A 15,073-nucleotide genomic window follows, 5' to 3' on the forward strand; every position below is an offset into this window, starting at 1 on the left:
CCAGGCCCCGGTCGCGGGCCGTCAGCGGGGGGTGCTGTGCTCGGTGATGTAGTCGGCCAGGTCGCCGACCGTGGTCATCAGGTCCTCGTCGAGGTCCTCCACGTCGATCTGGATCTCCAGCTCGTCCTCCAGCTCGAGCAGCAGCTCCAGCGCGAGGGAGGAGCTGAGACCCAGCTCGTCCATCAGCTGGGTCCGCTCGGTGACCGGGGCCTCGGGCTTGAGCATCCGGGTCAGCAGCGTGGTCATGCGGTCGACGACCTGCGCGCGTAGCCGCGGCGGGGCGGCCGTGTCGGACTCTGTCACTGGACCCTGCGCTCCACCATGGAGTCATCAGAGCAAACGGGATCGGAGGGTGTCAACGGGTGCGGCGATCTTCGTCCGCGGTGCCCGGTGCACGTCACCCGGCGAGGCCCCGGCACGACTCGACGACGTACGGCGCGTCCCCGGTCAGGGCCACCGCGATCCGGTATCCGGCCGGGGTCACCACGTCGGTCACCCGGTGTACGCCCACCGGGTCGGCGCACCGCACCAGGTCGCCCCGGTGCACCGGCATCGCCAGATTGGGCCAGAGCCGACCCCCGGCCGCCTTGACCACCGCCTCCTTGCGCGCCCACAACCGGGCGAACCGGTCGGCCCGGACGGCGGCGGTGGCTCCGGAGGCGACCTGCCGCGCCTCCTCGGTGGCGAAGAACCGGCCGGCCAGACCCACCGGGTCCAGCCCCGGCGAGGGGTGCTGGATGTCGACCCCGACCGCCCGGCGACCGCCCACCGCCAGCGCGACGAGATCGGCGGAGTACGACAGGCTCGTCTGCGGTCCGCCCCCGGGATCGGCCAACGTCGGCTTGCCGTGCCGACCCCGTGACCAGCGCAGCCGCTCGGGCGGCACGTCCAGGATCCGGCCGACCAGCAGACGCAGCGCCCCGTGCCCCACCGTGAACCGGTCCCGGGTCGCCGCGTCGGCGAGCGCCGCCGCCCGGGACCGCTCGCCGGCATCGAGCACCGCGTGGTACCGGGCCAGCTCGTCCGGGGTCACCCGGGCCGGCACGGTCCAGACCCGGACGGTGTCCCGCATGGCCGTACCCTAACGCCGCTGCCCGGTCCGCCGGCACCACGACGCCGCCGACGGCCCGGCCGTCGGCGGCGATTTGTGACGTTGACACGCGCCGATCGGCGTTGCTCTGATGGACCGATGTTCGCGGAGACCGCCGAGGCGCAGGTGCTCGTCCCGTTCGCCGGCCCGGGGGCCGGGACCGCGCCGCTGACCTGGGGTCAACTGGCGATCATGCAGGACATGCGGGAGACCGGGTGGACGCACAACGTCAGCGGCGCGCACCCGGTGCCGGCGGGGGTCACCGTGGCCCAGCTCGCGGCGCAGCTCGGCGACCTGATGAGCCGGTATCCGGCGCTGCGAATGCGGCTGGGCACCGACGACCGGGGTGAACCCTGCCAGGTGGTGTCCGCCGACGGGGAGATCGCCCTCGACGTGCTGGACGTTCCGGACGACGCCGACCCGGCCGACGTGGCGAAGTTCGCCTACGAGCTGGGCCACGCCCGGCTGCTGACCCACTACGATCTCTACCGGGACTGGTCGGTACGGATGGCGGTGGTGCGGCACCGGGGCGTCCCGGTGCACCGGGTACTGACCCTGGACCACCTGGTGGTCGACGGCACCGCGACCGCCCTGCTGATGGCCGACCTCGGGCTGGTCGACCTGGCGGCCCGCCGCACCCCCGACCCGCGTACCGTACACCTGCTCGACCTCGGCCGACGGGAGCGCACGCCGGCACTGCGCCGGGTCAGCGACCGGGCGGTCCGGCACTGGGAGACGCACCTGCGGACCATCCCGCCGTCGACCTTCGGCGAGGTCACCAACCCGGCCGGGCGGCACGGCCGGCGGTTCTGGCACGGCCGGTTCAGCTCGCCCGCGGCCCACCTGGCGGTGCGGGCCATCGCCCGACGGACCAGGACGGACACCTCCCGGGTGCTGCTCGCGGTCATCGCGGTGGCGGTCGGCCGGGCCACCGGGGTCAGCCCGCTGACCGCCAAGCTCATCGTGGGCAACCGGTTCCGGCCCGGGTTCGCCGAGGCCATCGCCCCGCTGAGCCAGAACGGTGTACTCACCGTGGACGCCACCGACACCACGGTGGACGAGGTGGTGACCCGGGCCCGCCGGGCCTCGGTCGCCGCCGGGATGTACGCCTACTACGACCCGGTGCAGCTCGCCGAGGCCAGCGCCCGGCTGGACGACGAGCGCGGCTATCCGGGCCGGGTCACCCTGCGGATAAACGACCGGCGGGTGGTGACCCGGCAGGCGGCGGAGGAGGCCGCCCGCGCCGGGGAGGTGACGCCGGAGCAGATCCGGCGGAAGACGGCCGAGACGTTCCTGGTCTGGGACGGCACCCTCGACCACCTGCCCGAGCAGGCGTTCATCACCGTCGAGGACCACCCCGACACCATCTTCCTCCAGGTCATCTTCGACCTGGGCTGCTTCACCGAGGCCCAGGCCGAGGCGCTGCTGCGCGGGGTGGAGGAGGTCGCCGTCGAGGCGGCGTTCGACCCGACGGCCCCCACCCGGGTCACCGGCTGAGCGCCGGGTCACCGGTCACCCGGCGACCCGGTCCCAGCGCACCCGGCGACGCGGTCTCAGCTCACCCGGCGACCCGGTCCCAGCTCACCGGCAGCGTCTCCAGGCTGCGTACCACCAGGCCGGGCTTGAACCGCAGCTCCTCCTCGGACACCGCCAGGCGCAGGCCGGGCAGCCGGCGCAGCAGCGCGCCGAGCGCCTCCTGCAACTCCATCCGGGCCAGCGCCGCCCCGAGACAGTGGTGCGGGCCGGCGCCGAACGCCAGGTGCGGATTGTCGGCCCGGCCCAGGTCGAGGGTGTCCGCCCCGGCGAACACCGACGCGTCCCGGTTCGCCGAGGCGATCGCCGGGAGCACCGGGGTGCCGGCCGGCAGGCGTACCCCGCCGAGCTCCACCTCCTCGGTGGTCACCCGGGGCAGCAGCACCCCGTTGTCGCCGAGCTGGATGAACCGGGACAGCTCCTCGACCGCGCGGGCCACCGCCACCGGGTCGTCGCCGCGCAGCCCGGCCAACTGTTCTGGGTGCCGGGCCAGTACGAGCAGGAACAGGTTGAGCTGGTTGGTGGTGGTCTCGTGGCCGCCGACGAAGATGCCGGCGGTGACCGAGACGAGTTCCCGTTCGGTGAGGTCGTCGTGGGCGTCCCAGGCGGCGATCAGCGCGCTCATCAGGTCGTCGCCGGGGTTGCGGCGACGCTCGACGATCATCTCGCCGAACGCGTCGAGGGCGGCCTGTGGGGCCGCCGGGTCGGCGTCCCAGTCCCCGACGAGCGCGTCGGACCACTGGCGTACCCGCTCCTGGTCGTGCTCCGGGATGCCGAACAGCTTGCTGATCACGTAGATCGGCAGGGGCGCGGACAGGTGCGGGATCAGGTCGGCCGGCGGACCCGCCGCTACCAGGTCGTCGATCATCCGGTCGACGAGCGCGGCGACCGTCGGGCGCAGCGCCTCCACCCGGCGGACGGTGAACGCGTGCGACACCGCCCGGCGCATGGTCGTGTGCCGGGGCGGGTCCATCCCGATCAGCGAGTCCTCGGCCAGCGACCCCAGCTCCCGGGTCGGGCGGTCGGGGCCGGCCGCGGCGGCCCGGCTGAACCGGTGGTCGGTGAAGACCCGACGCACGTCGGCGTGCCGGGTGGCGAGGTAGGCCGACGCCCCGTCGGGCAGCGCGATGGGCGCCACCGGGCAGGTCTCCCGCAGCCGGGTGTAGTCCGGCGACGGGTGGTAGATCGTGGGTGCCGGAGCGAGCGGGTAAGGAATGGGCGACGGCTGCGTCATCAGTGACTCCTAGGGTGGTCCGACAGGCCGGTGGATCAGCTCCGGGTGGACGCGGCGAGGGCCACCAGCGCCGGCACCACCTCGGCGGGGGTGGGCATCGCGTGTACCCGGTCCCGCATCAGCGCCGCGGACTCCCGCCAGTGGCCGTCGCCGATCAGCTCACCGACCAGCGCGCGGAGGGTGTCGTCGTCGGCCCGCTCCGGGGACAACCAGGTCCCCGCGCCGGTGACCGCCAGCCGTTCGGCGTTGAAGTGCTGGTCGCTGACCTGCGGCAGGACCAGCTGCGGCACGCCGAGGCCGAGCGCCGTCATGGTGCTGCCCGCGCCGCCCTGCTGCACCAGCGCGGCGCAGGTCGGCAGCACCAGGCGCAGGGCCAGCGGGGCGTCGACCAGCCGGACGTTGCCCGGCAGCGGGCCGAGCCGGGCCTGTTGGGCCGGCTCGACCAGCACCACGACCTCCACGTCCAGCCCGGCCACCGCCCGGATCACCCGGGCCAGGCCCAGCCGGTCGGCGAGCCCGACCCCGGCCATCATGGTGCCGGCCGTGACGCAGACCCGGGGCCGGTCCGCCGGGCCGTGCAGCCAGGACGGCAGCACGGCCGGACCGTTGTACGGCACGAACCGGACCGGCCGGCCGGGGCGGGCCGTCGGCACCTGCATCGGCGGTGGCACCGGGTCGAGGGTCAGCGCACCGGTGAGTGACACGTCGGAGGCGGCGAGCCCGAACCGGCCGGCGAGCGGGCCGAGCACCGACTCCGGGTCGAGCCGGAGGGTGACCGAGGAGTCCGGCCCCCACAGGTGCAGCACGCCGGGCACCCCGAGCGCGGCGGCGGCCACCGGGGCGGCGAGGTTGAACGGCTCCCAGACCATCAGGTCCGGCCGCCAGGCCCGGCCGAAGCCGACCAGGTCGTCGAGGAGGGCGTCGGCGAACCGGACCACCCCGCCGTCGGCGGTGATCGCCGGTTCGAGCGGGTCGTCCTGTTCCGAGGTGGCCGGGTCGGGGGTGGCGGGCACCGCCGGAGCCGGGGCGGCGGGTAGAGCCGGGTCGGGGGCGGCGGGTCCGGCCGTGTCGAGGGCGCCCACCGCGCCGATCCGGCCCGCGAAGGCCTCGGCGAAGTCGAGGTCCCGGCCCAGCGGCACCGCCGCCAGCCCGGCTGCGGTGATCGCCGGCACCAGCGAGGGATGGCTGGCCACCCGCACCTCGTGACCGGCCGCCTGGAGCGCCCAGCCGAGCGGGGCGAGGCCGTAGAAGTGCGACCGCCAGCCCCACGTCGTCAACAGGATCCGCAAAGCCGCAGTCAAGTCCGCCTCATCCGCGCACGCCAACCGGGCAGTTCCGGTGCACAGATGCTAGGCGATGGATGTCCCGACCCGGAAGGTCGCCGGTGGTACCGATGGATATTGACGCCGGACGTACCGATGGCCGAGTCTTACCCGATGCCCGATGTGGACCGCCGGCCGGCGGGTGGCAGCTCGCCATGACCGTCGTCTCCGAGCTGCGAAACTACCCGTTCGAGCCGTTCACCGGCGACCTGCCGGCCGAGCTGCTCGACATGGTGGTGTCCGATCCGGTCAGCCGGGTGCGGCTGCCCGACGGCCGCCCGGCCTGGCTGGTCCTCGGCTACCAGGACTGCTGCACGGTGCTGGCCGATCCCCGGTTCTCCCGGCTGCCGTTGGGGGCGACCGGCACCCCCGACGGGGGCGGTCCCCGCGAGCTGAACATGGACGGTCCGGCGCACGCGGTCGTCCGCCGGGTGGCCAGCCGGGCGTTCACCGCCCGCCGGATCGACACCTTCCGCCCCCGGGTGCGGCGGCTGGTGGACGGGCTGATCGACGACCTGCTGGCCGGTCCGCGCCCGGCCGACCTGGTCGCCGCGCTGGTCGCGCCCCTGCCCGTGTACGTGGTCTGCGACGTGCTGGGGGTTCCGGTCGCCGACCGGCCCCGGTTCTACGGCTGGATCGAGGGGCTGAACTCGGTCACCGCGTACGGTTCGGCCGACGCGGCCACCGCCCAGGCCGAGCTGCGGGAATACCTGGCGGGGCAGCTCGACCGCAAGCGGGTGAGCCCCGGCGACGACCTGCTCTCGGCCTGGGTGCTCGGCCGGGACGCGCACGAGCTGGTCGACGCCGAGCTGGTCGAGCTGGCGATGGGGGTGCTGCTCGGCGGGCTGGAGATCAACTCCACCAGCGCCGGGCTGCGCGCCCTGTTCCAGCACCCCGAGCAGTTGGCGAAGCTGCGGGCCGACCCGGGGAAGCTGTCCTCGGCGACCGACGAGATCCTGCGCTACACCTCGGTGAGCAGCATGTTCCGGGTCCAGGTGGTCCGCGAGGACCTCACCCTCGGCGGGGTGGCGATGCGGGCCGGCGACTGCGTGATGGCCATCCCGTGGGCCGGCAACCGCGACCCGCGGGTCTTTCCCGACCCCAACGTCTTCGACATCGACCGGGTGCCGACCGTGCCGCACCTGACCTTCGGGTTCGGGCCGCACTTCTGCCTGGGCACGGCGTTGGGCCGGATGCAGGTCGAGCTGTCGGTCGGCGAGCTGCTGCGCCGGCTACCGGGGCTGGCCCCCGCGCTGCCGATCGAGGAGATCCCGTGGCGGCACGACCGGATGAACGGCGGCATCGCGTCGTTCCCGGTCACCTGGTGACCGGGGACGACACGGGCCGGGAACGACGTGGACCGGGTTCCCGCGCGGGTGGCCGGCGTCGCCGCCGGCCGGGTGGTCAGTAGTTGTCCACCGCGTTGACCCGGTCCGGCCAGTACCGCTGACCGGGTGCGGCGACGTAGTGGTCCCAGCGGGGCGCGTCGCCGGTGGGGTGGTCGCCGAGCACGGTGATCCGCTGCCCGCGCCGTACCCCCTGGTAGTCGTTGATCGCGTAGTGCTGGGTGACCCGGTTGTCCCAGATCGCCACGTCACCGACCCGCCAGCGGTACCGGCAGGTGAACTGCGGCCCCTCGGAGAACCCGAACAGGTACTCCAGCAGCGCGTCGCTCTCGTTGCGGCTGAGCTGCGGGATGTGCGAGGTGAAAAGCCGGTTGACGTACAGCGAGCGGCGGCCGGTCTCCGGGTGGATCCGGACCACCGGGTGCTCGGCCCGGCTGGTGAACTCGTTGCCGATCCGGATGACGTGGATGGCGGTGAGCCCGTCGAGGAGGTCCCGCAGCGGCGCGGAGAGCGCCTCGTACACCTTGCACTGGTTGGTCCACATGGTGTCGCCGCCGGTCTCGGGGAGCTGGACCAGGTGCAGGATGGAGGCGATCGGCGGGCTCTGGTGGAAGGTCATGTCGGTGTGCCAGACGTCGACCTTCCCGCCGTCCTCGGAGTCGATCACGACGATCTCCGGGTGCCCGTCCAACCGGGGCAGGTACGGGTGCAGCTCGACCTCGCCGAACCGCCGGCCGAAGGCGATGTGCGCCTGGGGCGTCAACCCGGTCTGGCCGGCGACGAAGACCACCTGGTGCTGGAGCAGCAGCCGGTGCAGGTGGGCGAACCCCTCGTCGGTCAGGGTGTTGAGGTCGATGCCGTGGACCTCGGCGCCCAGGGCGCCCGCGACGAGCCGTACCTCCGGCACGAGGGAAGTGGTCATCGGTGGTTCCTCCGGTCTGGGCGGGGGGCCGTCGGCGCATTGTTCCACGGGGATGAATGGGTTCTCCACCGTCGTCGACGGGTCGCACCGGCCCCGGGAGCATCCGGGCCGCCGGACGGCATCCACCCGAGGGGCATTGTGGACGCGCGGCGGGACAGGGAGGCTGTCCGGGTGACGATCGAGAACCCCACCGGGGACGACCCGGCCGCCCGCCTCGCCCGACTGACCGACCTGGCCACCCCCTTCGCGGTCCGCACGGCGGTGACGCTGCGGGTGCCGGAGCGGATCGCGGCCGGCGTGACCCGCCTCGACAAGCTGGCCGCCGCCTGCGAAGCCGACCCGGACGCCCTGGGTCGGCTGCTGCGCTACCTGGCCCACCGGGGCGTCGTGGTCGAGGCGTCGCCGGACGAGTTCACCCTGACCGACGTCGGCGAGCTGCTCTGCGACCGCGACGGCGGCGGGCACGGCGCCTACCTGGACCTCGACGGTCTGGGCGCCCGGATGGACCTCGCCTACACCGGGCTGCCGCACGCGGTCCGCACCGGCCGCCCCGGCTACCAGGCGGTGCACGGACGGGACTTCTGGGCGGACCTCGACGCCCACCCGGCCTACCGGGCCTACTTCGACGCGCTGATGCTCAGCCAGCAGCGGTTCACCGCGCCCCAGGTGGCGGCGCTCTACCCGTGGCAGCAGGTGGGCCACGTCGTCGACGTCGCCGGAGGTGCCGGCGGGCTGCTGCGGGAACTGCTCGACACCCACCCGCACCTGCGGGGCACGCTGGTCGACCGGAGCGAGCCGGTGGCGACGGCGGCCCGGACGTTCGCCGAGCACGGGTTGACCGGGCGGGTCGACACCGTGGTCGGGGACTTCTTCGCCGAGTTGCCGGCCGGGGCCGACGTCTACGTGGTGTCCCGGGCGCTGACCGACTGGAGCGACGCCCACGCGACGGCGATCCTGCGCCGGTGCGCCGAGGCGGCCGGGAGCACCGGGCGGGTGCTGGTGGTGGAGGTGCTGCCGACCGACCCGTACGTGCCGCACCGGTCCCCGTACGACCTGCAGATGCTGGTGCTGGTGGGTGGCCGGGAGCGGGGCGTGCCCGAGCACGTGGCGTTGGCGGCGGCGGCGGGTCTGGCCCCGGTGCGGACCTACCGGGGCACCGACGGACTGACCCTGTTGGAGTTCGCCGCGGCTGCCTGATCCGCCGGTCAGCGATCAGACTTTCGTACCTAATCTCATCGATCTGTGTGACGCACGGTGAGCGGTTCAGCGGATTTCTCTGCCCATCAACCGATTTGCTGGCGAACAGGGTTACGACATTCGTGTTTCTCCATCGTCGGGGTGGTTTTCCGATGGTTGTTCGGGGCGGGACCGGCAGGTAACGTCTCGCGTGCCGGCTGGGCCGAGCCTTTGCGAAAGGGTCGACACGCTATGACGGTTACTGGTTTCACGCGCTATCCGCCCTTCATCGACGACCTCGCCCGCAGCGAATCGGGGCGGCTGCTGCGCGCGGAACTCGAGCGCCGGTGGCCGGAGACGACCGACCAGTTGGTCACCATCGCCCGGTACGCCCTGCTGCCGGCCGGCAAGCTGCTCCGGCCGATGATGACGCTGCACGCGGCGGAGGCGGTGGGCGGGTCACCGTCCGCCGTCCTGCCCGCCGCACTGGGGATGGAGTACCTCCACGTCGCGACGCTCGTGCACGACGACATCATCGACGCCGACACGCTGCGGCGGGGCCGCCCCGCGGTACCTGTCGCGTTCGGCATCCCCGACGCCATCGTGGTGGGCGACCACCTCATCTTCACCGCCTTTCAGTCCATTGTGGAAGCAGGTGCGACGGCACCCCCCGGGCAGGTCGCCGCCGCCGTCGCGGCGCTGGCCGAGGCGGGTCGCGACCTCTGCCGGGGGCAGCTGCTGGAGACGCAGCTCGTCGGCGACCTGGACGCGGGCGCGCAGTGGTACCCGGAGATGATCCGGTTGAAGACCGGCGCGCTGTTCCGCGCCGTGTGCCACGTCGGTGCCCTGCTCGGCGGGGCCGACCCGCAGCTCGCGGCCGGGCTGGCCCGCTACGGCGAACACCTGGGCATCGCCTTCCAGATCCGCGACGACCTGCTGTCCTACGTGGCCACCCCGGAGCAGACCGGTAAGCCGGCCACCAGCGACCTCAACAACGGGCGGCCCACCCTGCCGCTGCTGCTCGCCTACGACGCGGCCACCGACACGGCCCGGGTGGAGCTGATGGCGGTGCTGCACCGACGGGGAGCCGGCCCGGGGGACGTCGAGTGGGTCGCCGGCCTGCTCGCCGAGGTCGACGCGGTGCGGGACGCCCGCCGGCAGATGGTCGAGCACGCCGAGCGGGCGCTGGCCGAACTCTCCCCGCTCACCCCCTCGCCCAGCGTCGACGTGCTCGCCGGCATCGCGCACTGGATGACGAGCGAGACGGCGTGAGCACGGCCGGCGTCACCCGGGCGCTGCGGGCCCACGTCGAGACCTGGCGGCCGTACACCCTGTGGTACGTCGGGATGGTCGGCCTCGCCGGCGCGGCCCTGACCGACGGCCCGCACCACCCGTGGCTGCTGGCGTCGGCCTGGGCCGCCCCGACCGCCGGCTGGCTCGGCGGGCACTACCTCGGCGACTACTTCGACCGGGACCTCGACGCCGGGAGCAAGCCGCACCGGCCGATCCCGTCCGGCCGGCTGCGCCCCGGCACGGCGCTCTGGTGCGGCAGTGCCTGCTTCGCCGTGCTCGCGCTGCTGGCCGTGCTCGGCGGCTGGGGCACCACCGCCGCCGCGCTGCTCGCCGCGTGCGGCATCGTCGCCTACAGCAGCTGGGGCAAGGCGCGCGGCATCGCCGGCAACCTGGTCCGCGGCGCGCTCGGCGCGATCGCGCTGCTCTACGGCGCGCTGACCGTCGGGCTCCCGGGGGACACCCTGTCGACCGTGCCGGTGCTGCTCGCGTCCATGGTGGCCTTCTGGTCGCACGACACGATGTCCAACCTGGTCGGTGCGCTGCGCGACATCGACGGTGACCGGGCCGGCGGCTACCTGACGCTGCCGGTCCGCCGGGGCACGCCGTTCGCGGTGAACACGGTGCTGGCCCTCTACGCCGTCACCGTCGCCGCCGCGCTCACCGCCGGCCTGCTGGCCGGGCCGTCCGGGCGGCTCGGCTACCTGGTGACCCTGCTCGTCGTGCTGGCCCTGGGCGGCACCGCCCTCGCCCCGCTGGTCACCCACCGCGCCGACATGCCCGTCCTGGTGGCGCTGCGGGCGCACGCCGTCCTGGTGGTGGAGCGGGTCGTGCTGGCCTCGGCCCTGGTCGGGCTCGGTCTCGGAGTCGGGCCGCAACTGGCGCTGGCCCTGCCGATGGTGGGGCTGACCTGGTGGTCCCAGCGCCTGATGCGGACCCGGCACGAACTCGGCACCGGACGACCGGTCCGTACCCTGACCACCCCTCGCAGAGCCGCCCTGGAGGACGTGTCATGACCGCTGTGCCCACCGAGGCCGTCGACCGGGCCATCGCCGACGGCGCCGAGGCGCTGCTGCGTCGGCAGCGCCCCGACGGGGTCTTCGGCGACGACCCGCCGGCCTCGGTGCTGGGCACCGCCGGATCGGTGGCCGCCCTGCACGCCGCCGACCCGGTGGGCAGCGCCGACCTGGTCGACGCCGGCACCGACTGGCTGCGCCGGCAGCAGCACGCCGACGGCGGTTGGGGCGGCGTGGTGGGGGCCGACAGCGAGGTCGTCGCCACCGCCGTCGCGGTCGCGGCGCTGGCCCTGACCGCGCCGGCCGCCAGCGCCGAGGCGATCACCGCCGGCCGCGCCCGGCTGGCCGCGATGGGCGGCGTCGACACGGTGACCGATCCGGCCATCTCGCTGCTCTGCCGGCAACTGCTCACCATGGCCGGGCTGACCACCGAGGCCGGCCCGCTGCGCCGGCTGCCGCTGGAGATCGTGCTGTTCGACCGGGTCCGCCGGCAACGGCTGTCGTTCCGTACCGCGCCGTTCATCGGGCTGGCCCTGATGCAGGCGGACCTGCTGCCCACCGGCCGGCTGCGGCGGGCCACCCTGCGCCGGGCCCGGCCGGCGGCGCTGCGGCTGCTACGCGCGATCTACGACCACGAGGGCCGCACCGGCGCGCTGAGCGAGGACCCGTGGCCCGCCGCCCTGGTGCTGCTCGGCCTGGCCCGCTCCGGCGAGGCGCCGGACATCGCCACCGCCGTCGTCGGCTGGCTGCGCCGCGCGGTCCGCCCCGACGGCGCCTGGGACGCGGTGCGCAACCTCGACCTGACCCGCTCCGGGTACGCGGTGACCGGGCTGATCGCCGCCGGGTACGCCGCCGACCCCCGGCTGCGCCCCACCCGGGACTTCTTCCACGCCACCCAGAAGCCGACCGCCTTCACGGTGCTGGACGTGCCGGCGGGCGGGTGGAGCTACTCCAACGTGGGCGGCTGGCCGGTGACCCTGGAGTCCGCCGAGATCCTCTCGGCGCTCGCCAGCTACCCCGACGCCGCCGACGATCCGGTGCTGCGCCGGGGCCTGGCCTGGCTGGTCGGCCGGCAGGACAGCCGGGGCTCGTGGAGCCTGTGGGTACGCGACACCAAGCTCGCCAACGACGGCCCGTGCCCCGCCATCACCAGCCAGGCGGTGCTCGCCCTGCACGACGCCGGCCACCCCGACGACCACCCGGCGGTCGCCGCCGGCGCGGCCTGGTTGCTGACCGCCGCACGCCCCGACGGCAGCTACGAGAACCTCTGGTACCGCGACCACACCTCCGGCACCGCCGTGGTGGTGGCGGCGCTGTCCCGGGTCGGCCACGCCCGGCACGACGTGGTCCGGCGGGCGGTGCGCTGGCTGCGGGACACCCAACTGCCCGACGGGTCGTGGGGGCCGGGCGACGGCACCGCCGGGTCGGTCGAGGAGACCGGCTGGGCCGTACAGGGGCTGCTGGCCAGCGGTGACCCGGAGGCCGCCGGGGCGGTCGACCGGGGGGTGGGCTGGCTGCTCGCCGCCGCCGGCCCGGACGGCGGCTGGCCGCCCACCCGGGTCTGCAACTACATCCGGCACCACCTGCGGTACCCCAACGCGGTGATCACCCAGGCGGTCGCGCTGCGGGCGCTCGGGGAGTACCGGCGCGCGGTCGCCGGCCGGGCGGGCGTCGCACCCGGCGCGGTGGCCCGGTGAACGCCGACGTCGTCGTGGTGGGCGCCGGGGCCGGCGGCCTGGCCGCCGCCCGCGCCCTCGGCGGGCGGGGGCTGCGGGTGCTGGTGCTCGACCGGCAATCCACCCCCACGTCGATCGCGAAGGGCGAGATCCTCCAACCCGAGACGGTACGCATCCTCGACGGCTGGGGTGTCCTCGACGCCCTGCGGGCCACCGGCGCGTGCCCGGTCGACCAGTTGGCCATCCGTGACCCGCAGGGCCGCCCGCTGCTCGCCCTCGACTACCGCGCCCTGCCGGGCAGCCACCGGCAGATCCTCTGCGCCGACTACGGCGACCTGCGCGGCGTGCTCGCCGACGGGCTGCCCGGTACCGTGACGGTCCGCTGGGGACAGCGGGTCACCGGCCCGCTGCGCGCCGCCGACGGCCGGGTGACCGGGGTCCGGGTCTCCGACGGCGACGGCGAGCAGGAGATCCGGGCGGCGCTGGTGGTCGCCGCCGACGGCATGTCCTCACCGCTGCGCAAGGCGGCCGGCATCACCGTCGAGCGGCGGGAGTACCCGCACGGCCTGGTCGCCTTCGACGTGGCCGGGGTCGAGGTGGCCGACGAGGTGTCGGCCTACCGCACCGACCGGGGGCTGTGCCTGGTCTATCCGCTGCCCGGCGGGCGCTGCCGGGTCTACGTCCAGGTGACCCCGGACGAGTTCCGCGGACGCAGCGCCGCCGACCTGACCGACTGGTGCGACCGGCTGCTCGCCGAGGTGCCCGCCATCCGGCCACTGGGCACGGCGCTGCGGGCCAACCTGCACCGGCGGCAGCTCCTGGCGGTCTACCGGCTGCGGACGGCGCGGCTGACCGTGCCGGGGCTCGCCCTCGTCGGCGAGGCCGCCCACGCGGTGCACCCGATGGCGGCGCAGGGCGTCAACAGCTCACTGGCCGACGCCGAGACCCTGGCGGCCACCCTCACCGCCGGGGGCCACCCGGACGACGCCGGGGTGGACCGGGCGCTGCGGGACTACGACGCCGCCCGCCGGCCCCGCCTCGACCACGTCGCGACGGTCAGCCACAGCGCGGCCCTCATGCTGACCAGTGTGTCCGGGCTGCCCCGGCTGCTCGGCGGGCGGATGATGCGGCGTACCGCGGCGAACCCCCGGCTGCTCGGGCTCACCGCCGGCAACCTGTCCGGCACGGCCGTCCGGCCGCTGTCCCTGGTCGACCGGATGTACCAGCTCGGGCTGCTCGTCGACCGGAACGCCCATCGAACCGCCCCGCCGGCCCCGCAACGAAGTGAGCGACGATGACCACTGCGCCGACCCTCGGCACCCACCCGCCGGCCGACCTGTCGATGAACGAGACGCCGTTCCCGCCGCTGCCGAGTATCCGGCGACTCGTCGAACAGGGTGCGGGCGCGCTCCAGCGGTATCCGGACCGCACCTCGTCGGCGCTGGTGGCCGCGTTGGCGGGCCGGCTGGGCGTGGGGCCGGAGTCGATCGTCGTCGGCCCCGGCTCGGCCGGGCTGTGCCAGCACCTCGTGCAGGCGCTCGGCCCGCGACCGGAGGTGGTCCGTGCGGCCCTGTCCTTCGAGGGCTATCCGCTGATCATCCGCAACGTCGGCGCCCGGGACGTGCCCGTGCCGATGGACGGCTACCGCCACGACCTGCCCGCGATGGCCGCCGCGGTGACCGGGCAGACCCGCTGCGTACTGCTGTGCAACCCGAACAACCCGACCGGGGCGGCGCTGCGCCGCGACGAGATCGAGGAGTTCCTGGCGCGGATCCCGGCCGACGTGCCGGTGATCATCGACGAGGCGTACCGGGAGTTCGTCACCGACCCGCAGGTGCCCGACGGGATGGACCTGTTCCGCGCCCACGACAACGTCTGCGTCCTGCGGACCTTCTCCAAGGCGTACGGGCTGGCCGCGCTGCGCGTCGGCTACGCGGTGGTGCCGTCCCGGATGACGCCGGCGGTGGCGATGACGGGCGCGGTGTTCTTCCCGAACAGCCTCGCCCAGGCCGCGGCGGTGGCCAGTCTGGACGAGGCGGTCACCCCGGAGCTGACCCGGCGCTGCGCCGAGCTGGCGGTGGCGCGTGCCGGGCTGGTCGACGAGCTGCGCGGGCTCGGCCTCACCGTGGCCCCCAGTGAGGCGAACTTCGTCTGGCTGCCGCTGGGGGAGCGGTCGGCGTCGTTCGCCGAGCAGGCCCGGCAGGCCGGCATCCTGGTGATGGCCCTGCCCGGAGTGGGCGTCCGGGTCACCGTCGGCACGGACGAGGCGAACGCGCGGCTGTGCGCGTTCGTCCGGACCGCGTCGGCCGCCGGGTTCTGAGCCGGGTCGGCCCGCGCTGAACCGTGCCGGTGGCCGGGCCGGGTCCGCGCCGGTCGTCGGGTGCGGCACCGTGCCGGTGGCCCGGCCCGGGTCGGCGTGCCGGCGGTCCGGCCCGGGTCGGCGTGCCGGCGGCCCGGCCCGGGTCGGC

13 protein-coding genes are annotated in these 15,073 nt (G+C 74.8%); 8 read left to right on the forward strand and 5 right to left on the reverse strand.

What is annotated here, in order from left to right; all coding sequences use genetic code 11:
- Positions 1–21: 21 nt before the first annotated feature.
- Both O7625_RS16675 and O7625_RS16680 read right to left on the reverse strand, forming a co-directional pair.
- The gene (locus O7625_RS16675; protein WP_282339748.1) at positions 22–303 is read right to left on the reverse strand and encodes a phosphopantetheine-binding protein; all 282 of its coding nucleotides are present in this window, start codon (positions 301–303) and stop codon (positions 22–24) included.
- A 94-nt stretch (positions 304–397) separates the two neighbouring features.
- Complete coding sequence (locus O7625_RS16680; RefSeq protein WP_282339750.1) at positions 398–1,072, reverse strand: 4'-phosphopantetheinyl transferase superfamily protein; 675 nt, start codon at positions 1,070–1,072, stop codon at positions 398–400.
- 117 nt (positions 1,073–1,189) lie between these two features.
- Here O7625_RS16680 and O7625_RS16685 point away from each other — a divergent pair, with 117 nt between their 5' ends.
- Complete coding sequence (locus tag O7625_RS16685; protein ID WP_282339751.1) at positions 1,190–2,587, forward strand: condensation domain-containing protein; 1,398 nt, start codon at positions 1,190–1,192, stop codon at positions 2,585–2,587.
- 61 nt (positions 2,588–2,648) lie between these two features.
- Here O7625_RS16685 and O7625_RS16690 read toward each other — a convergent pair whose 3' ends face one another.
- Both O7625_RS16690 and O7625_RS16695 read right to left on the reverse strand, forming a co-directional pair.
- Positions 2,649–3,857 carry a cytochrome P450 gene (locus O7625_RS16690; protein ID WP_282339752.1) on the reverse strand — a complete coding sequence of 403 codons (1,209 nt, stop codon included), beginning with the start codon at positions 3,855–3,857 and terminating at the stop codon, positions 2,649–2,651.
- Between the two features lie 35 nt (positions 3,858–3,892).
- Entirely contained in the window at positions 3,893–5,158 is a 1,266-nt protein-coding gene (locus O7625_RS16695) for a nucleotide disphospho-sugar-binding domain-containing protein (protein ID WP_282339753.1), read from the reverse strand.
- Positions 5,159–5,334: 176 nt separating this feature from the next.
- On the opposite strand from O7625_RS16695, the gene O7625_RS16700 reads away from it, so the two are divergent.
- Positions 5,335–6,507 (forward strand): cytochrome P450, encoded by a 1,173-nt coding sequence (locus O7625_RS16700; protein ID WP_282339755.1) that lies wholly within the window; start codon positions 5,335–5,337, stop codon positions 6,505–6,507.
- Between the two features lie 76 nt (positions 6,508–6,583).
- Here the strand turns inward: O7625_RS16700 and O7625_RS16705 are convergent, their stop codons facing one another.
- Positions 6,584–7,447, reverse strand: a complete 864-nt coding sequence (locus tag O7625_RS16705) for a TauD/TfdA family dioxygenase (RefSeq protein ID WP_282339757.1) — start codon at positions 7,445–7,447, stop codon at positions 6,584–6,586.
- Between the two features lie 171 nt (positions 7,448–7,618).
- Here O7625_RS16705 and O7625_RS16710 point away from each other — a divergent pair, with 171 nt between their 5' ends.
- The 6 genes from O7625_RS16710 (at position 7,619) to O7625_RS16735 (ending at position 14,925) form a co-directional block, all read left to right on the forward strand.
- Complete coding sequence (locus O7625_RS16710; protein WP_282339759.1) at positions 7,619–8,644, forward strand: methyltransferase; 1,026 nt, start codon at positions 7,619–7,621, stop codon at positions 8,642–8,644.
- Between the two features lie 231 nt (positions 8,645–8,875).
- Positions 8,876–9,895 (forward strand): polyprenyl synthetase family protein, encoded by a 1,020-nt coding sequence (locus tag O7625_RS16715; RefSeq protein ID WP_282339761.1) that lies wholly within the window; start codon positions 8,876–8,878, stop codon positions 9,893–9,895.
- Complete coding sequence (locus tag O7625_RS16720) at positions 9,892–10,929, forward strand: UbiA family prenyltransferase (protein WP_282339762.1); 1,038 nt, start codon at positions 9,892–9,894, stop codon at positions 10,927–10,929. The genes O7625_RS16715 and O7625_RS16720 overlap by 4 nt, the downstream gene beginning before the upstream one ends.
- The gene (locus O7625_RS16725; protein WP_282339764.1) at positions 10,926–12,626 is read left to right on the forward strand and encodes a prenyltransferase/squalene oxidase repeat-containing protein; all 1,701 of its coding nucleotides are present in this window, start codon (positions 10,926–10,928) and stop codon (positions 12,624–12,626) included. Before O7625_RS16720 ends, O7625_RS16725 begins: the two co-directional genes overlap by 4 nt.
- A complete protein-coding gene (locus O7625_RS16730) occupies positions 12,623–13,903 on the forward strand; it encodes an NAD(P)/FAD-dependent oxidoreductase (RefSeq protein ID WP_282339766.1) in 1,281 nt (426 codons plus the stop codon). Before O7625_RS16725 ends, O7625_RS16730 begins: the two co-directional genes overlap by 4 nt.
- Positions 13,900–14,925 carry an aminotransferase class I/II-fold pyridoxal phosphate-dependent enzyme gene (locus O7625_RS16735; protein ID WP_282339767.1) on the forward strand — a complete coding sequence of 342 codons (1,026 nt, stop codon included), beginning with the start codon at positions 13,900–13,902 and terminating at the stop codon, positions 14,923–14,925. The genes O7625_RS16730 and O7625_RS16735 overlap by 4 nt, the downstream gene beginning before the upstream one ends.
- Positions 14,926–15,073 lie beyond the last annotated feature (148 nt).

Origin of the sequence: Micromonospora sp. WMMD714 (assembly GCF_029581315.1) — a bacterium.
In the GTDB taxonomy this organism is placed as follows: Bacteria; Actinomycetota; Actinomycetes; order Mycobacteriales; family Micromonosporaceae; genus Micromonospora; species Micromonospora rifamycinica.

Bases quoted from the DNA above. Each gene is read 5' to 3' on its own strand.
- O7625_RS16680 (WP_282339750.1), bottom strand. From the start codon at position 1,072: ATGCGGGACACCGTCCGGGTCTGGACCGTGCCGGCCCGGGTGACCCCG.
- O7625_RS16685 (WP_282339751.1), top strand. From the start codon at position 1,190: ATGTTCGCGGAGACCGCCGAGGCGCAGGTGCTCGTCCCGTTCGCCGGC.
- O7625_RS16690 (WP_282339752.1), bottom strand. From the start codon at position 3,857: ATGACGCAGCCGTCGCCCATTCCTTACCCGCTCGCTCCGGCACCCACG.
- O7625_RS16700 (WP_282339755.1), top strand. From the start codon at position 5,335: ATGACCGTCGTCTCCGAGCTGCGAAACTACCCGTTCGAGCCGTTCACC.
- O7625_RS16705 (WP_282339757.1), bottom strand. From the start codon at position 7,447: ATGACCACTTCCCTCGTGCCGGAGGTACGGCTCGTCGCGGGCGCCCTG.
- O7625_RS16715 (WP_282339761.1), top strand. From the start codon at position 8,876: ATGACGGTTACTGGTTTCACGCGCTATCCGCCCTTCATCGACGACCTC.
- O7625_RS16725 (WP_282339764.1), top strand. From the start codon at position 10,926: ATGACCGCTGTGCCCACCGAGGCCGTCGACCGGGCCATCGCCGACGGC.
- O7625_RS16735 (WP_282339767.1), top strand. From the start codon at position 13,900: ATGACCACTGCGCCGACCCTCGGCACCCACCCGCCGGCCGACCTGTCG.